Origin of the sequence: Paenibacillus hubeiensis (assembly GCF_032334105.1) — a bacterium.
Lineage (GTDB): Bacteria > Bacillota > Bacilli > Paenibacillales > Paenibacillaceae > Paenibacillus > Paenibacillus hubeiensis.
The window spans coordinates 193,594-212,065 of the sequence record NZ_JAVYAE020000002.1 but is presented as its reverse complement, the minus strand read 5'-3'; the positions used below and the strand labels follow the sequence as shown (position 1 = coordinate 212,065).

Below are 18,472 nucleotides of genomic sequence, written 5' to 3'. Positions count from 1 at the left end.
TTCCAAAGAATGATCTATGCTTACAAAAAATTGATCTATCCTGAGATAGGAGGAAACGATGACAACGATTTTCTACGCCGGCTATGATGCCGCCCATCCGTCCGATTTCGTCTACGACATTCCGAAAGGGCATGATTTCTGGCTGCTGATCCATGCGCACACGCCGGCCGAGTTTTGGGTGAACGGCGAAATCAAGGCCTATCCTGCCCACTGCGCCGTGCTCTATCCGCCCCACCGGAAAATTTTGTACCGCGCCTGTTCGGAACGATACGTCAATGATTGGGTTCGCTTTGATTCCCGCGAGCCTTATGTACTGGAAACGACGCTGCCGCTCGGCGTGCCGATTCCGCTGAAAGATCCGGCATACTGCCATCAGCTGTTCCAGCTGCTGGTGACCGAGCATTTCCTCGAAAGCGATTATCACGAGCTGTCGATCGATTACCTGTTCCGGATCTTGTTCAACAAACTGCTTGAAGCCTCGCAGTCCAACGAATCTACGCCGCATTACCAGAACCTGCTGGACTTGCGAAAGGCGATTCATAACCAACCCGGCCGAGATTGGTCGGTAGCCGAAATGGCCAGACAGGTCCATCTTAGCCCAGGCTACCTGCAATCGTTATACAGGGCCACATTCGGCCTTTCCTGCATGGACGACGTCATTCAATCCCGAATTCGATTGGCGAAGGAACGGCTCGTTCACGGTCATTCCCGCATATCGGACATCAGCGAGCTCTGCGGTTACCGGAACGTCGAGCATTTCTCCAGGCAATTCAGGAAACTGGCGGGCTGCACGCCTCGCGCCTACCGCCGTTCCGCTCATGCCGGTTTGGCCGAGACGACAAGCAAATCATTATAAATGCAAAAAAGTCGCTATAGTAGCGACTTAAATGACTTGAATATGGTAGGATCGTGTATCATCTTTGGCATTTAAAACACCACTTGCGGTTTATCGATTGGAACGGTCCGGATCCGATACTCTTTTTCGCATGCCGGCTAATCCAAACAATCCTAACAAGCCGAGCCAGCCCCAATCGATACCTCTGTTGTTGTCGGTGGTTGTAGCTGAGTTCGCTCTGACGTTGTTCGTATTATACCTTGCATCATGGGTATACACGGTATTTTGGTCATTCACTGTAGCCGTAGCAATTTGTGTTGCTTCTTGAGCAGATACCGGAAGTGCCAAAGCGAAAACAAAAAGAAATGTTGCAATAACAGCCGTTACTTTTTTCTTCAAGGTTAGCCCTCCTTATTGGTTATGGTTTTAGCATCTCCAACATGCCGATTCATATTCTTCATCATTTTTCCATCGTTTTATACATCGACGTTGCACGCATAAGGTGCATGATAAAGCAACATTTTTCAACGGTTTACGCGTTCAAATCATGCAAGCCGGGACTGTGCTCATTAGGAAGCTCCGGCATTTGTGGAAGCGGAAACCCCTGCGGAGGATCGGTCACACGAAGCTGTCCGCCATTTCGGCTTGGGGTTTGTCCATCGAATATTTCCGCAATGCGGGTCTGATCCAAGCGGAAGTTGAACTGGGCATTGTGAAAGCCGAGATCTACATACTTCCGGCATTCCGGATATTTGTTAATATCGTAATTGGGTACGGGGAACAGCTTGCCCCACTGAACGCCTAACGTCTCCAGCGCTTTTGCGAATGCATTCTGGTGCGCATTATCGCGAACGATGAGAAAAGCCAACGTTTCCCGGAACGTTTTATTGGTGCTCATTTCATAAATTCGCGATTTCTGAAGAACCCCCGTGGATTCCAACACCACGTTATCCAGCAGGTTGCTTACGAGGTTACCGTGATCATATACATAGTTCCCCAGCCAAGGATTGCCTGCAGCATCCACAGGCAGCGAGCTTTGGGCCCCCATAATGTAATGATGAGGATTGGCATGTTTAATCGCTTCGTCCAGCGGAGCGCCGTCAACGCCTGCATTGCCTGCACCCTCGGCACCTGCCCCGGTCAACAATTGATTGATCGTTTGTTGAACCAGTTCGACATGGCTTAGTTCCTCGAGAAAGATGCCGCGGATCAAATCCCGGAACTGCGTTGCTTTGCCCCGGAAATTGCTGCTTTGGAAGAAAAATTGCATCATGGTACGCATTTCCCCGAATTGCCCGCCAAGCGTTTCTTGCAGCACTTTCGCCGCTGCCGGATCAGGCTTGTCCGGGACAATCATGTTAATGAGATCTTCACGATAAAAAAACATGCTTTTCCTCCATTCAAGTGAATTACCGCTTTAGCTTCCGGCTGCATTTGTGATTTTATGTGAAATGGAGCCTAGCCAATGTTTGGTTGTACATGCATAGATCTCTTGATGATGGAAAGCATAAATCCGTAAAAAATCCGAGGAGGAATAATAAGATGGGTATTTTGAGCGGCAATCCGAAAAATGAACCGATGCATTACGGGGAGATTTTCAGTATATGGCAATGTTCCGTGGCAGCCAAGGGAGCGGTATCCTGTTATCAGGCCTATCTGAATCATGCCGGTGATCAGGATTTGAAAAAGATTTTGGATACTTTATTGGACCAAGCAAAACTGGAGATCAAAGAATGTGACACCTTGCTGACCGAAAACGGAATTACTCCTGCTCCCGTTTTGCCGGAAAGGCCCCCTGTGAAATGGGAAGATATTCCGGTTGGAGCGAGATTCACGGATCCTGAAATAGCGGCAAAGATTGCAGCCGATAACGCATTAGGGTTGGTTGCGGCCAGCCAAGGCATGGGTCAATCCATCCGAGAGGACATTGGGGCATTGTTCGCCAAATATCATGTCACTAAAACGGCATTGGGCGTAAAGATTCTGCAAATGAATAAAGAAAAAGGGTGGCTTGTGCCACCACCTCTTCAAGTTAAACGACCTGATTCTGATGAAAAATAGGTTTCAATTCATGGTTCTCCAGCAGGATTTCGGTGGAACCGATGATATTCCGAAAGGCATTGTTTAAATGTCAGGAATAGGGGCCATACTTGTATGGACCCTCCCCCACAAGCATGGGCGATGAAGGCTCTACCGGCATGAAGCCAGTAGAGCCTTTTAGTTTGGTCACGACATCCAGGTCCGATTCCCTGCATATTGAAATCAACCCTTCAATAAAGCTGCGGCAGCTTGTCTAGCGTGATCGCATAGTCGCAGTGATACGCGCTGCGCAGCTCTTCATTAGTCGTGAACTTTTCCGTTCTGGCAAAATCCTGAGACCAAGTCATAAACCACAGCCACGGAATACGCGAGGCGGATAAGTCTCTGATACTCGGAATCGGACCGATCTCTCCGATCGCGGCAAGTTTTGGGGTTGGTGTAATGCCAACCAGTTCCTCGTATTCCTTGCGCAAATCGGTATGTTGGTGAGCCGGGGGATACATATCTCTCGAAATGATGTCAACCACGTCATCTCCAACATAACCTTCGGCCAGCGGTGAGTTCCACACCCAAATCAAATTCGTCAGCGCATGATGATTCGTATACCTTTCATACATGATCCGGTATAACTGTTTCGCAATGGTTGGACCATGGCTCCCCCACCAGAACCAGGTTCCTTCCGATTCATGAAAGGGTCTCCACAAGATCGGAATGCGTTTGTCGCAAAATTCCCGCAGAATTTCGGCCATGTGGTCCATATCGGACAGCAAGGCTTTGTATTCCGGCGTCCCTTCCACGATCGCTTTCTTCACGTTAAAGTCCGTATGTTCCGTATAGAAGCTTTTATCCCGCCCGCGAAGTGGAGAAAACCAATGCCATGTGAACGTAAGCAAGCCTTTGTTATTCTGCACCCATTCCCAAGCTTTTTGCAGCGTATCCTGATTTTCGGAAACTTCCAGCAAACAGTCTTCGCCACTGTCTTCATAATTGATGTTCGGAGAATAGCCCAGAAGTTCGAATCCGCATAGCGCTGGCAGCTTTCCCGTTACTTGATGGATATAGTCCAATTCCTCTTGCGCCATCGTTTGTGTGTGCTGTCCAGTAATGATGCCTTTCCCCTGAATCTCGCTGAAATAGTTCAGTACGGACCGTACTTCATCCGAAGCTTTAGGATTGCAAGGTATCGATTTCATATTGTCCTGCCTTTCTGTCGATCATATATCGAGTGCTTACTGACCACTCCACAGCTTAACGCGGTCTTTGACGTATTGGCCAAAAGCCTCTTCCATTTCTTCTACACCTGCTTTGTCCAGCTCCGCCATGTACTCGTCCCAGACTTTATCGAAGTTTTCCGGTTTGGCCATAACGGCTTCCGGAATTCGTTTCCATGTGATATCCTTCATTTTGGCCATAAGAATGGTCGCCTTGCTATCGCTTGGCAGAGCAATATTGTACACTGCGCCGGCTTTTCTTTCAGGAAACTCTTCTTCTTTCGGGAAAAGATCTCTCCAGTGCTCGACGTTGTACGCAGCCAAGGCTTCTTTTTCGGGTGCGCTGTACGTAGCAGTCAGGAGATCACTGTTGGTTTTCGTAAAGTAATTTCCAGTAGAATCCTTGATTCCGTCGCCATAATGAACCGAAAGGTTCCAATACAGGCCGAGGCCCGATTCCTTCATGTAAGCACTGCCTTCTTGATCCATCTTTTCTTGCACGTCCTGCGGTACGACTCTTTTTCCATCCTGAACGATGTAATCTTGTCCTTCGATCCCCCAGTTCATAAGGATCTGTCCCTCTTCCGAAGCAAGATAGTCGAGAAATTTTATGGCGGCTACCGGATCCTTGCATTCGCTGGAAATCGCTATGCCGTATCCTCCGTCAAAACCGGCTGACCAAAAGTTGGTATCCTTATACTCCTTGGACAACGTTACCGGATAATGGCCGTAGGTTTGATCGAATTTACCGGCAGCCTTCAGAGCCTGCTGCGCATCGCCATAGTCCCATGCGGGGTCGATCAGTCCAAGCACCCGCCCGGACGAAACTTTGGATTTGAACTGGTCCGTCTTTTGAACAAAGCTTTCTTTATCCAGCAAACCTATATCGTTCATGTGGTTCAGCCAACGGAAATATTCCCGTTCCTCCGGACGGCGGAAATGGTAGGTGACATCGAATGTTTCCTGATCCACATAGTACTCGCCGTCATCTGGCGCGCCTGTCGTGAAGAATCCCATGTTCGTTACTTGATACATATGCCAATCGTCCGCGTTAATGGTCAATCCGATATTTTTATTGCCGTTTTCATCGGTTGGATGTTTGGCCAAATAGTCCGTAATCACCTTTTCGTAGTCCTTCACCGTACGAATTTCGGGATAGCCTGCTTCTTTGACGACGCGATGCTGAAGCTGGAAGCCGCCGTCGGCTTTGAATTTTCGCTCATCGACCGCAGACCAGGTCGGAATGGCATAAATGGCCTGATCTTCCAAACTGTATTTGGCGCGAACAAGCTTGTCGCCCAGCATTTTTTTAATATTAGGAGCATGCTCCTCAATCAGGTCCGTCAGGTCGAGGACTGCACCGACATCCACCAGCTTGCCGAGGTCCGCTTTGGCGGCAATGAGATCAGGAACTTCACCGGTGGCAGCCATGATGGATACCTTTTGCACAGGGTCACCTACCGCGAATTCGGCATCCAGCACGACGCCGGTTTTCTCCGTGATGACCTTGCCTATACGGTCCTGCATATTATTCCAGTTCGGACTTCCGTCCTCGGAAAAATAAGTAAGGGTAATTGGACCCGTGCCGTTTCCGCCCTTGGCGGATTCCCCATCCCCACTTCCTGAACAGGCCGCGAGCTGACTAAGCAAAAGACCAGCCGCCAGCAGTGAAACCGCTGTTTTTCGGGTACGCTTTTTCATAAAAACAAACACTCCCCATTTTAAATTAAACGAAGTTATACAGGTCAACAGGATACCGCGATGATCCAAGGGCATGTTCCTGCTCGCCCGATCAGCTCTTGACGGCACCCAGCGTCATGCCTTTCACGAAGTACTTCTGCAAGAAAGGATAAACGATGAGAATCGGAACCGTAGCTATGATGGTAATCGCCATTTTGACGGAGTCCGGAGATACTTGGGTTACCAGTTGAGACATGTTCTCCCCGCGGACGTCGTTAGCGTTGGTCGTCGTGCTCTGAAGCACTTTCATCAGCTCATACTGCAGCGTCGTCAGAGAGTCATTGGAACCATTATAAAGGTACGTATCGAACCATGAATTCCATTGTCCCACAGCGAGGAACAACGCCACCGTTGCGAGAGCAGGCTTGGTAAGCGGGAGAATGACACGCCAGTAAATGGTGAAATCGTTCGCCCCGTCAAGCTTGGCTGATTCTTGCAGAGCATAAGGAATGCCGTCGATGAACGAACGGATGATAAAGATGTTGAAGGCGCTTACGAGTCCAGGCAAAATATAAACAGCGAACGTATTGATCAGATCCAGGTTTTTGATCAGAATAAAGCCCGGAATCAAGCCGCCGGATACATACATTGTGATCGCCAGAAATACGGATACAAAACGCCGTCCCTGAAATTCCTTGCGCGCCAGTGTATAAGCAACCATCGATCCGCTGACAAGACCTGCCAGCGTACCTATGACCGTTCGAAGCACCGAGATTTTAAATCCGGTGATCAACCCGTCGTAACTAAAGATGAGCTTATAATTTTCCAGAGTGAATTGTCTAGGGAAAATCGATATCCCACCCCGAACGGTATCTACGGAATCGTTAAAGGAAATAGCGAGCACGTTGAGAAACGGATATAGCGTGGCGATTGTAACGATTCCAATAAACACGTAGACAAAGGTATCAAAAATCCAGTCTTGGGGGGATTTGGCGGCAATCTTCGGTCGTTTGGGTTTGATGGAAGATGCTGTCGGCCCGGATGCGTCCATGTCTGTTCCTCCTCCTTACATAATGCTTTCGTTAGCGAATTTTTTGAAGATCCCATTCACGACGAACAGCAAAATCACGCTGATGACCGAATTGAAAATACTGATTGCGGTACCGAAAGAATATCTCCCCATGGATAAACCGTAATTCAAAGCATACAAATCCAATACTTCGGAATAGTCGCTGACCATATGGTTGCCGAGCAGGAACTGCTTTTCAAATCCGATACTCACAAGATGGCCGATCGACATAATAAAAAGCACGATGATCGTTGGCCTGATGCCCGGGAGCGTGATATGCCATATTTGTCTCAGACGGCTGGCACCGTCGACTTTCGCCGCCTCATACAGCTCAGGCCCGATTCCGGAAATGGCCGCCAAATAGATAATGGCATTCCAGCCTGTCTCCTTCCAAACGTCGGCTCCGGTCACGATTCCCCAAAACAGCTCTCCCTTCGCCATAAACTGAATCGGCTGGTCAATCAAATGCAGTCCAAGGAGCAAATCGTTGACCGCGCCACCGTCGGTCGACAGCATTTTGATGACGATGCCTGCGGCGACGACCCAAGACACGAAGTGAGGCAGGTAAGATACGGTCTGCACAAAACGTTTCATCACCTGAGCACGTACCTCGTTTAGAAGCACTGCGAATAATACGGGAAACACGAAACCGGCCACAAGCCCCATCAAGCTCATGGCAAGCGTATTCCTTAACACCAGGTAGAAGTGCTCGTCTTGGAACAACGCTTGGAAATGTTCAAATCCGACCCATTTCTGATCGAAAAATCCTTTGCCGGGTCTGTAGTTTTGAAATGCCATCGTCCAGCCCCACAGGGGCAAGTACTGAAATATGAACACCCAAATTACAAACGGAAATGACATCAAATAGAGATACTTCTGGTTCTTAAACACTTTCCACTTTTGCGAATGCTTGTGTTTCCGTGTGCGGATGCTTTTCTTTTCTGTTATCGCTTTCATTTCATCCCCCCCTTTCCTCTCTCATCATAAAACAATGATGTTCATGGCGACATATCGGAGATTTATTATGAATTCATTCAAAAATCTTCGATCCTTTCAGAAAATTCAATCTTGTTTTCAATCGTTGTAAAATGAAATCCCCTGCGGTTAAAGAAGATTGCAGGGGACCCGATCCTTTAAATTTGAAATTCAACCATTGCAGAATAACGCTGAGCTATGCCCTTTCTTGCCGAGTAGCGCTTAATTTGAACCATACGCTATTAAAATCACCCGCAAGAGGCGGGATAATCAAGCCTGCTTGCATCAAGCGATCTCCGCCGTATGTTCCAACGTCCCCATCCGCCCCTTGAACGGTATAAACAAGCGAATGATCCAATCCCTTGAGCTGCAGCATATCCGTTGCAGGATTGGGCTTGGCCAGTACGCGAAAGAAAAATACGATCGCTTCGGATCGATCTTCCGACACGAACATCCAGGATGTTTCATTCCCTGTAAATGGACTGCGAAGCCGATACAGATTGCCTTGTTGAACGAGAGACCGGAGTTCCTTGTACATCGCGATCTGTTCTTTTGCCTGAGATTGTTCAGCATCGCTAAATTTCGTCAAATCAAGCTCATAGCCAAAATTCCCCGACATCGCAACGTCACCCCTGAATTTGAGCGAAGTTTCGCGGTGCACTTGATGATTCGGCACAGCGGACACATGAGCTCCGATCGTGCTTACCGGATACACCAGACTGGTGCCATACTGGATTTTCAGTCGTTCCACGGCGTCCGTATTGTCACTTGTCCAGGTTTGGGGCATGTAATATAACATCCCTGGATCAAACCGGCCGCCACCGCTAGAACAGCTTTCAAACAGAATTTCGGGAAAGGCTGTAGTCAGCTTGTCCAACAGTTCATAGAGACCCAGCACGTAACGATGCGCTATCTCCTGCTGATGCTCCGGCAAAGCCGCTGCAGAGCAAATTTCGGTCAATGCGCGATTCATGTCCCATTTCACGTAAGAAACGGGCACGCCTGTGAAGATGTCAGCCAGTGCGTCATACAAATAATCCCGGACTTCCGGCCGCGAAAGATCCAACACCAGCTGCCACCGTGCTTCCGTCCGACGACGGCCCGCAACGTGCAGGCACCAGTCCGGATGCTTGCGGTACAGGTCGCTGTCCGGCGAAATCATTTCCGGCTCAAACCACAGCCCGAACTGCAATCCGTGACGTTCAATGCGCTCCGCCAAATCGCGCAGGCCATTCGGAAGCTTTCGGCGATCTTCGACCCAATCCCCAAGGGAGCTGTTGTCGCTGTCCCGCTTGCCGAACCAGCCGTCATCAAGCACCAATAGCTCAATGCCTAGCTCAGATCCTGTTTTGGCAATCGCTTCAATCTTTTCGGCAGTAAAATTAAAATACGTCGCCTCCCAGTTATTCACGAGAATGGGGCGTTCTTTGTCCCGGTGCACCCCACGGCATAAGCGATTCCGATAAAGTCGATGATAGATTCTGGACATGCCTCCAAGTCCTTCGTTGGAATAAACAAGCACTGCCTCGGGGGTTTGAAAGGATTCCCCAGGATGAAGCACCCAGGAAAAATCGAATGGATTCAGTCCAATGCCCAACCGGACGATTCCAAAAGCATCGACTTCCGCTTCAGCGTGAAAATTGCCGCTGTACACCAGATTTGCCGCAAACACCTCGCCATGATCCTCGTCTGTGCCCGGACTGACTACGGCCGCGAACGGATTGTGCTGGTGGCTGCTCATTCCCCGACGACTGCCGAGGCTGGTCCCTCCAGGACCAAGCGGCCTGCGTTGAATATGCGCCTCCCGTGCCCAATGACCAGCAAGGTACACCAAATCATAATGGCTCTTCCCGTACAAATCCACATTTGCACTTAGCGCGCGCAGCAGTTTAAGCGTTCCTTGACCATTATTCTTAAAATGAACTGATCTGGTAATGGCTCCATCGCCGAAAATGCTATATCGCAGACAAACGGTCATGCCTGTGTACGCATCCTCCAGTTCCAGTTCCAACGTATCGGCTTCATGATCCGATTCCGTATAAACATACGGCAAACCTTCAAGAGGGGGTTTGCCAACAGTGGTCGTATACCCTTTGTAGCGAAGCTCTGTAATCCGGCTCCCGTCTTCAAGCTGAACTTGATATGCAGGCGACCGGAAATCGCCTGTTCCGTATTGCGGATATTCTTGGGGCATGGAATCCAGGGCAGGCTTCTCCAAACCCGGGACTAGATTTTCCAAGTTTCCATCATGGGACAACGGTTGTCCCCAATATACCAGTAAAGGAAAGCCTTCTACGATTTGAACAACATAGCTGGTCACCCGGGATTGCAGATGAAATATTTGCCGTAACTCGTCAACGTATACTGCCACTACATCATTCACTCCTGTTCATCTAGATTTATGTTTAAGTTCCTGCAACCATAAACGAATTAAATGATCTGTCGTTCCAGAGCTAAGGATTGCCGTACAATCCTTCGGGAAGTTCGTCCAGGGTAATCACGGCGTCGTGATCATACACCTTTTTCAAATGGGCCTTTGTATTCGTTTTGCCGTCTCGAATATATTCACCGGTCCAGGTATTGAAAAAGCTCCAATATGCGCCGTAAGTCCGCAGCAAATCCGGATCCGGGATCGGCCCGTTTTCGGCCAGCGCGACAAGCTTCCTATGGTTGGACAGAAACAAAAGTTCATCATACTTGGCAATGTTCGGGCTGTAGTCACCTGACGGGTTGTAAACGTCAACGCTTACAATGTCGACCACATCATCTCCGGGGTACCATTCCTCCTTAACGGAGTTCCAAACCCAGATGAGATTGTTCAAATGATGGTGATCGGTCAAACGCTCATACATGAGCCTATATAGCTTTTTGGCAGGTTCGGGGCCTTTGGCTCCCCACCAAAACCAGCCGCCCTCCGCTTCGTGCAGCGGTCTCCAAAGTACGGGAACGTTATGCTCCTGCAATCGCTTCAATTGAACGGCAATGGCATCGATGTCCCGAATTAAAAGCTTGTAGTCTTCCGATTGCGGATGGCTAAGGGCATATTCTACATCGAAGGTCGTGAACTCGGTATTAAAACCTCGCCACCATTCGTGCCCGGGTTCATTGCCTCCGATCCCTTTCGGCGCATTCCAATGCCAACTCAGTGATACGATGCCTCCACGTTTATGCCACTCCATCATCTCCTCAACCTCATTCGAGGTGGCTCCGTTTTCGACACGGGATGGAGAATAGTCCATCAAATCACCGGAAACAAGCGCAGGGTACTTGCCCGTCTGCCGATTGACCCACTCCGCATCCTCCAGCGTTTGCTGTCCCGAAATGATCTTCTTTCCATACTGGCTGACCATGAAATCGAAGAGTGCTCTGGTTTGCGGCATCGCTTCGGAGTTGCTTAAGGCGTCGATCTGTACCTTGCTTTTGATTGCGGGGGAATGTATACGTTCAAGCTTTATATACTCGATACCATAGTAACCCCAGCCTCGAAAAATGTTGATGGAGTTGCTGCCGGCGTTAAGAAGCACTTTCGTCATCTTTTTTTCAGCCCGGACCGTTCCCGCTTTTGGGGCATCGAGCGTCAATTCACCAGCCCCTGAACCATTAACTTGAATAGACGTGGCCTTATCTCCATTGCCTTCAGGAATGTAGTATCCCAAGCTTAACTCATAAAGCCCGCCTTCCGGCACGTTAACGCTGAATGCAGCGCTTCCGTTCTTCACCGCAGCATCCGGATCCTCCTCGAAAAAGAATGAAAGATAGCCTTCGCCATCGTATGACTTGTCTTCTGCTTTGGCGATGGTCCCATACCGCTTCTTGATGCCGTACCCTTCTATGGAAGCATCTTCAAAGGTTACTTTCAGCACCTGGGTTGGATGGGGAAGCACCGCTTCAGCCCGATCAACGACAAATCCTGGTACCGTTATGGCTGCGTCCGCCCTGCAGCAGGCAAAACCCGACATGACGATGCATGAAAAGAGTATGGCTGGTCCTGTTATCGCTTTCATTTTGTGAATTTCCCTCCTTTCGTTTCAACTATATTGGTAAAGGGGACTTGCGGACATATCACAAATTTCAAATCATTTCATACGGATATTCACTGTTTTTTCAGAAAAACAGTTCTGTTTTCATTTAGAAATCAAAAAACTCCCCTACAATGTCGTTTACTGACTTTGCAGAGGAGTGATGCTGCAGATCATTCTTTTTTCTGATAAAAGGAAGGAGACTTTCCTTCCAGCTTCTTGAATTTCGTGTGGAAATAATTCACGTTGGAGTACCCTACCTTTTCAGCGACTTCGTACACCTTCATGTCCTGTGCCAGCATTTCTTTCGCTTTTTGGATCCGGATCCGATCAAGGTATGCGTTAAAATATTCCCCCGTGTAACTTTTGAAGAGCTGGCCCAGATAGGAGCTGCTATAATTGAACAACACGGCGAGCATTTCCAGTCTTAGATTATCCCCATAGTGCCGATCTATATAATCAAGCAATCGCTTCATCTCGTTGTCTTTGCTGTTATAATCGGAGCAGCGTGCCAGCTTTTCCATCACTACAGAAACGTGGCTGACGAGCTCCCGGATGTAACGGGAATTATATATTTCGGCTAGAAATCGCGCCGGTTCTCCTGGATAACCTGATAAAGACCAAATACGGGGATGAATTTTTCGAACCGTTTCATTGGCGAGGTAAAAGAAATGGTCGCGAATGTCCTTTTCCTGCGCGTGATGAACCACCTGCTGCAATGCTATTTCATCCAGAAAGGAGGAGATCGTTTCCGCATGACCAACATCTACCAAATAATGCAGCCTGAACGCCTCTTCTTCCTTGCTCGATCGAGATAAAGCTGGAGATGGGACGGTTTCTTTTGGATAGCTTTCCGGCGTTTCTTTAGTCAGAAGCCTCCCCTTATCGTAAAAAAAACTACGCTCCAACAGGGAGCGGGCCGTTCGAAAAGAATGAAGGATCTCATCCAACGATCGAACGGGTTGTCCAACCGCAACATCCATTTCAAAGCGAAGCTCTCCCGACAAGAGTTGGAGATTCTTATGCAGCTCTGTCCAACCATAGTCCCCGACAGGCGGGTCCCCGAGCAATAGGACGATATACGGAGCAAAATATAAAACGATTCCTTGACGCTCGAAAGTATATGTTCTGCTCAATACATCCTTGAAGCTATGAATCCGCTCGCTTTCTTCCGGGTGCGAACCCGGGAAGCCGATTAGAAGGATTTGATATTTGGTCCACTTTGCCTGAAATGAGCCAGACCATTCCTTTAATAAGGAATCTTCTGAATCGTGTCTGCCGGACAGTAAAGAATAAAGGATCCATTCTGGCGAATTGGTCTTTTGTACCATGCTTTTTTCCTGCTTTTTTGCAGAAAGCTGGCCATGAATCTTTTGAAGCAATGCTGACAGCTCTTCCTTGTTTACAGGTTTAAGCAGGTATGCTTCAACGCCGAATTGAAGGGCTTGGCGCGCATACTCAAAATCCGCATAACCACTGAGTATAATGACGTGAATGTGCCAGCCGCGGAGGCGGATCTCCTGAAGGAGTTCCAGCCCGTCCATGCCGGGCATGCGGATATCGACTAACAAAACATCCGGAATCTTTTCTTCAAACATGCGGAGCGCCTCATTCCCGCCAGCTGCCGTCCCCATGACTTCGAACCCGAGATCTTTCCACGGTATTAACGTTTGCAATCCCAGACGCAGCTTCGGCTCATCATCAACGATTGTCACTGAAAACAACAGGTTCCACTCCCTTCTTCGGTATGCAAAATGTAATGCAGGTTCCTCGGCCCTCTTCGCTTTCGATGGAAAGCCTTGCACCTTGACCATAGGTAAGCTGCAGTCGATCGTTCACGTTGCGAAGGCCAATACGATTTCCAGGTTCCTCGGAGTCCATTAAACGCATCGTTAAATCCTTCATTTTCTTTGGAGGAATACCCGCACCATCATCCTGGATCTCGACGAATAACTCTCCGTGATCGTTCAGCCTGGTCCGAACGGTGATCAGTGTCGGTTCCTCTTTGCGATCTAACCCATGAAGAATCGAATTTTCAACCAAAGGTTGGATGATCAGCGGCGGAATCTCGATGCCTTCGGTTGCCGGATCGATATCCATTTTGTATTGCAGCCGATCCTCAAATCGGAATTTATGAAGTTCCAAGTAGCAGCGGACCATATTCAACTCTTCCGATAGCGGAATTTGGCGGCTCCCCACCTCCAGGCTGTTGCGAATCAAAATGCTAAGCTGCCATACGGCTTGGGCCAAGTCCTCTTCCCCTCGAAGGTGCGCTTCCATCCTAATCGACTCAAGGGTGTTGAACAGAAAGTGGGGATTCACCTGACTTGCTAACATTTTGAATTTGATGTCGTTTTGTTTTTGCAGAAGTAACTGTTTCTGCTGGTTACTCTCTTCCACCTCGAACATCAGCTGGCTTATTCGATGAACAAGGGCATTAAATTGTCTGGAAAGTTGTCCGATCTCATCCTTTCCGTCCAGGTCGAGATAAGAATCCCAAGACAATGTACCTACTTGGGACATATGTTTGCTAAGCCGGAGCAGCCTACCCGTAATTAATGATGCCGATGCATAAACGAGCAGGACGGCAATGACCAAACATCCGCCTACAACGAATGCAGATATACGGATGACAGCGTTTGCATCATGAACAATATCGGATATCGTAAAAATCGAAATGATCCGCAGCCCGTTCCAGCTATTCTGCGGGTTCAGGTTGGCAATAACCACCTTGGAATTTTTACCGTTCATGACCGCATCGAAACTGCCTTCGCTTTGCCATAACATATTGCTCTCCGCATGTACTGCCGAAAGGTTTTTGCCATAAAGATCCGGCCGGTTGGCTGCTACGATGTTATTGCTGTCATCGACGATCATGGTAGCAAACGACTCTTGGGAAAGAATCGAGTTCAGCAAATCAGAATTGACGTTGATCACCAGAACGCTTTCATTTTTCAAATCATCCAGATTAATTTTCCGAACCAGACTTAGGTAATGCTTCTGATCCCTCTCATCCTGAATATATCCCCAACCTGCCAGTCCTTTTTTATTCAGGGCAGACACATACCACGCTTCCTTCGTCGTTTGTTCATCTGGCTGCATAAATTCCCAGTTATTCAGCATCGTTGGGTTCGACGCATACAACCGAATTGCTTTTATTTCTTTATAGAGCCGCACATAATCCCGGATATCCGTATATTGGCGATAGGTTTGAATGACTTCGTTGTAGCTGTCATAACTGCGGCTTGCTATGGATTTCATGCGGTTATCGTTAGAGAGCTGATAGGAAATATCCAGCGCTACATTAATAACCTCCGCAGTCCTTTTCTGAACGCGCTCCACGTTATCGCTGGCCTGTTCGAAGGCATTCGAGACCATGACTTCGCGCAGCTTGTTCGTTAAGTAAATACCGCTTATTAAAAGCGGGAGCACGGCCACAGTGATAAAGATCAGGGAGAGCTTTCTTTTCAGCCTGATATCGTTGATGATTTGGATCAAACGCATCGCACAGTCCTCTTTCCTTCCATTCGTTCAGTCCTCATGAGAGTAATCACGTTGTCATAGATTGGTTTCTCCGTGGTTCCTTTTGACACCAAACAATGTACTCTACTCATTTGGGTTAGTCAATGAAATGTTAAAGTAGGATTCATGTTATCATTGAATATCAAAACGCTCAACATGATCTTTTCTGATGCTCCTGATTGCAAATGAACGAAAAGACTGCCGGTCAATGCCGGCAGCCTCGTTTATTATTCATTTGATTTTACTTTTTCGCACCCGTCCGTTAGCTCATCCCTCGTACTCAAAGGGCTCATCACTAGAATAAATATCATGGAAAAATCCCTTATACGGTATATCGTCTTCCAGACATTTGATGAGATACGACAGTTCCTCGTCACACTTCGGTTCCTCGCCGCTACGCTGCACTTCCTCAAATTCGTCTAGAATATTTTCCAGGAGGGTGACTTGAATAAATAAGGGCAGCTTCTCTAACATCGAATCATCGATTGCGGTCTCGGATCGGTATCCCGCGAGGACGGTTTCAAAATAATCGTCCATAAACTGTTTACGTTTAGTCGCGTCTGGTTCAAATTGTATCCAGCCTACTCCATGGGTCCAGAGATCAGCCAGATCGTACATATACCAGCCGAAACATGAATTATCGAAATCATATACGGTGATTTGCCCGGTATCAAAATCGATCGAATAATTCCCGTCATTAAAATCAAAATGGATCACACCAAAAGTCTCCCGGTTCGTATCCAATTCATTTAAAGAGGCAAGGAGTTCAACCATCTTTTCCTTCAACAGAGTGAAGGATTCGGGTACTCGTTTATCGATATACGCGGCATTGTATTTGTCAAAAAAATGATGCCGGCGATGGACCGGAGCATACCCTTTCGATATGTGGTGCAGTTTTCCCAGGACTTTACCGCAATTATAGTAGTATTCGGTAATCGGGGCTCCTTCACGGTACTGATAATGATTCTCCACGAGCATTTTACCTTTGGCCTTCATGAACAGGCAAATAAAAAAGGTATGGTCATCATAAGTGACCTCTTCCAGCAAATTCCCCTTCTTGGAGCTGACTACATTCGAGACACTGCCTCCATGCTCGAATAAATACCTGATATACTCCACTTCTCCCAGAAAATCTTCCCGGCTCCGGTCCGGCAAGAAAGCGATTCGAAGTATTCGAGGGTCGAAACCCTCTTTCTCACAGGTATAAACAACATTCCGCCCTCCTTGATGCCCCTGAATAAGCAGGAATTCATAACCTTCCAGTCCGAACAACTGGGATCCTAAAGCAAGCAAATGCTCACCACAATTTTGAACGACCTCGTTATAATTTATACGATCTCCTCCAGTCTACAATCTTGCCAACGACTTCCTGCATTGAAATGCTGCAGAAAAAAACTGAACATGTGGAAATCCTTCTGCGGCCTTAAATGATACCTTGTTTAACATTGAAATCCGCTCCTTTTCGTTTCATGGGTATATTTTACCGAATAATTCCAACGGTTTCTAGGCATAGTTTTTTTACGATAAAATTGATGTTGCAATATGGTTTGGAAGATGGCACGCTTTTTTATACGTCAAAGGAAGGATGGTAGAATCTTATTCGATGAGAGGAACTAAGGAGCGGCTTTGTTTGTTCTATTATGAATTTTTCATATGTTGAAATTTTGATGGTTATCGACCTGAAAAACCCTTGTTCCATCGACTTTTGGAACAAGGGTTTCGTTCGTTTGTACGTTTGTATTGCGGGCTCCATCTTTACGTTTCTATCTCAACCCTGGAAATCGCCCATTTCATTGCCGCCCAACTAAGACGCTGCCGTGGCCCCGCCAACGGATTGCTGCTCCTCTCGCATACGAAGCCGTTTGTGCGCTGCCCACAAAAACGGAACGCCGCATACCGCGGTCACCGCGATGGGGATAAATACGAGCAAAGGGTGCTCTGCTCCGAACGTATCCAACAAAACACCTCCGAAAATCGGGGCACTGACGTTGCCCAAGTTGTTAAAACCGATCATGCCAAAATACGTGCCGCGCAGCTCCGGCTTCGCAATCCGGTCGACCAGGACGTCCATAAGTGTAAACATCAGCACTTCGCCTACCGTAAAGATGATTACCGCAAGCACGAGCATCCACGGACTTTGCGCCAGGCCGAACATCAGCAAGCTGCCGGACACCATGGCATTCCCGACGATCAGCGGTACGACAGGCGGAAATTTGCTTGCAACGCGCACGACCGGAAATTGCACGGCAAGCACAACGACGGCATTGAGCGAGAGCATGTATCCAAACCATTTCGCACCGTCATGCATATGGGGATTCAATGACATGAACTGCGGCAATGTGGAACTGAAGTGTCCGTACCCCAGCACGCAGAAGATCGAACCGATCAATATATACATAAAAATCGGGTCCTTCCCCGTCGTGCGAAATGCCTCACGGATGCGGATCGGCTCTGTATGCGCTGCGGCTTGTCCGTCGGATGGCAATGGATGAATCATAAACTGCACGATCAACAAAGCTCCGTAGGCCACATATACGCCTCCAGCCACGAGAAAGGACAGATTCGAATCCGACAAACCAAGATACAGCCCAAGCAGCGGCCCAAAAACCACCCCAAGATTGATAGCTGCATATCTCAGATTAAAAACCAGCAATTTGTTGGAAGCGGATGTGATATCGGATAATAACGCCCTCGACGTGGGCTCGAAAGTGGCTCTGCATATGCCGTTCAATGCATTCATGACAAAAAACATCCAGATTCTGTCGGCCACCGCAAAGCCGATGAATACGATGGCCCAACCAAACACGGATATGAACAGCACTTTTTTTCGGCCGATCCGGTCTGATACATAACCGCCATAAAAGCTTGCAAATACGCCGACGAGTGCGCTGACCGCCACGATCACGCCCGTCTGCGACGGCGACGCTCCCATCGTCTGCGTCAGGTAGATCGACAAAAACGGTATGCTCATCGACGTTGCCATCCGTCCGAAAATCGTGCCTACAATGATGGTCCACGCAAGCGGATGAATCTGTTTCAACTGCGAATTCATGCTGCTGCCTCCTTGCTGCCTTACAATATTCTATGCCTATGTAAACATATGTTCTCCATTATACGATGA

The 18,472-nt window shown here is 48.1% G+C and carries 14 protein-coding genes; 2 read left to right on the top strand and 12 right to left on the bottom strand.

Annotation, left to right across the window (positions count from 1 at the left end):
- Positions 1-58 precede the first annotated feature (58 nt).
- Entirely contained in the window at positions 59-856 is a 798-nt protein-coding gene (locus RSX24_RS07660; protein ID WP_236412301.1) for a helix-turn-helix transcriptional regulator, read from the top strand.
- Positions 857-946: 90 nt separating this feature from the next.
- Here RSX24_RS07660 and RSX24_RS07655 read toward each other — a convergent pair whose 3' ends face one another.
- Entirely contained in the window at positions 947-1,234 is a 288-nt protein-coding gene (locus RSX24_RS07655; RefSeq protein ID WP_236412300.1) for a WGxxGxxG family protein, read from the bottom strand.
- Between the two features lie 133 nt (positions 1,235-1,367).
- Positions 1,368-2,222 (bottom strand): manganese catalase family protein, encoded by an 855-nt coding sequence (locus RSX24_RS07650; RefSeq protein WP_343260169.1) that lies wholly within the window; start codon positions 2,220-2,222, stop codon positions 1,368-1,370.
- A 155-nt stretch (positions 2,223-2,377) separates the two neighbouring features.
- Between RSX24_RS07650 and RSX24_RS07645 the strand changes: the two genes are divergently transcribed.
- Positions 2,378-2,896 carry a DUF3231 family protein gene (locus RSX24_RS07645; protein WP_339272824.1) on the top strand — a complete coding sequence of 173 codons (519 nt, stop codon included), beginning with the start codon at positions 2,378-2,380 and terminating at the stop codon, positions 2,894-2,896.
- Positions 2,897-3,105: 209 nt separating this feature from the next.
- Here RSX24_RS07645 and RSX24_RS07640 read toward each other — a convergent pair whose 3' ends face one another.
- The 10 genes from RSX24_RS07640 to RSX24_RS07595 all read right to left on the bottom strand — a co-directional run bounded on the left by RSX24_RS07640 (position 3,106) and on the right by RSX24_RS07595 (position 18,403).
- Positions 3,106-4,068 carry a glycosyl hydrolase gene (locus RSX24_RS07640; protein WP_343260168.1) on the bottom strand — a complete coding sequence of 321 codons (963 nt, stop codon included), beginning with the start codon at positions 4,066-4,068 and terminating at the stop codon, positions 3,106-3,108.
- A 36-nt stretch (positions 4,069-4,104) separates the two neighbouring features.
- Positions 4,105-5,787, bottom strand: a complete 1,683-nt coding sequence (locus tag RSX24_RS07635; RefSeq protein ID WP_236412295.1) for an ABC transporter substrate-binding protein — start codon at positions 5,785-5,787, stop codon at positions 4,105-4,107.
- Between the two features lie 91 nt (positions 5,788-5,878).
- Positions 5,879-6,817 carry a carbohydrate ABC transporter permease gene (locus tag RSX24_RS07630; protein WP_236412294.1) on the bottom strand — a complete coding sequence of 313 codons (939 nt, stop codon included), beginning with the start codon at positions 6,815-6,817 and terminating at the stop codon, positions 5,879-5,881.
- A gap of 15 nt (positions 6,818-6,832) precedes the next feature.
- A complete protein-coding gene (locus tag RSX24_RS07625) occupies positions 6,833-7,792 on the bottom strand; it encodes an ABC transporter permease (RefSeq protein WP_339272828.1) in 960 nt (319 codons plus the stop codon).
- A 214-nt stretch (positions 7,793-8,006) separates the two neighbouring features.
- A complete protein-coding gene (locus tag RSX24_RS07620; protein ID WP_236412292.1) occupies positions 8,007-10,181 on the bottom strand; it encodes an alpha-galactosidase in 2,175 nt (724 codons plus the stop codon).
- Positions 10,182-10,263: 82 nt separating this feature from the next.
- Positions 10,264-11,814: a glycosyl hydrolase gene (locus RSX24_RS07615; protein ID WP_343260167.1), complete on the bottom strand. Its 1,551-nt coding sequence runs from the start codon at positions 11,812-11,814 to the stop codon at positions 10,264-10,266.
- A 188-nt stretch (positions 11,815-12,002) separates the two neighbouring features.
- Positions 12,003-13,544 (bottom strand): response regulator, encoded by a 1,542-nt coding sequence (locus RSX24_RS07610; protein WP_343260495.1) that lies wholly within the window; start codon positions 13,542-13,544, stop codon positions 12,003-12,005.
- Positions 13,531-15,333, bottom strand: coding sequence for a sensor histidine kinase (locus tag RSX24_RS07605; protein ID WP_339272833.1), 1,803 nt, complete (start codon positions 15,331-15,333; stop codon positions 13,531-13,533). Before RSX24_RS07605 ends, RSX24_RS07610 begins: the two co-directional genes overlap by 14 nt.
- Positions 15,334-15,618: 285 nt before the next feature.
- Complete coding sequence (locus tag RSX24_RS07600) at positions 15,619-16,644, bottom strand: phosphotransferase enzyme family protein (protein WP_343260166.1); 1,026 nt, start codon at positions 16,642-16,644, stop codon at positions 15,619-15,621.
- A gap of 511 nt (positions 16,645-17,155) precedes the next feature.
- Positions 17,156-18,403: an MDR family MFS transporter gene (locus RSX24_RS07595; RefSeq protein WP_236412289.1), complete on the bottom strand. Its 1,248-nt coding sequence runs from the start codon at positions 18,401-18,403 to the stop codon at positions 17,156-17,158.
- Between the last annotated feature and the right edge of the window lie 69 nt (positions 18,404-18,472).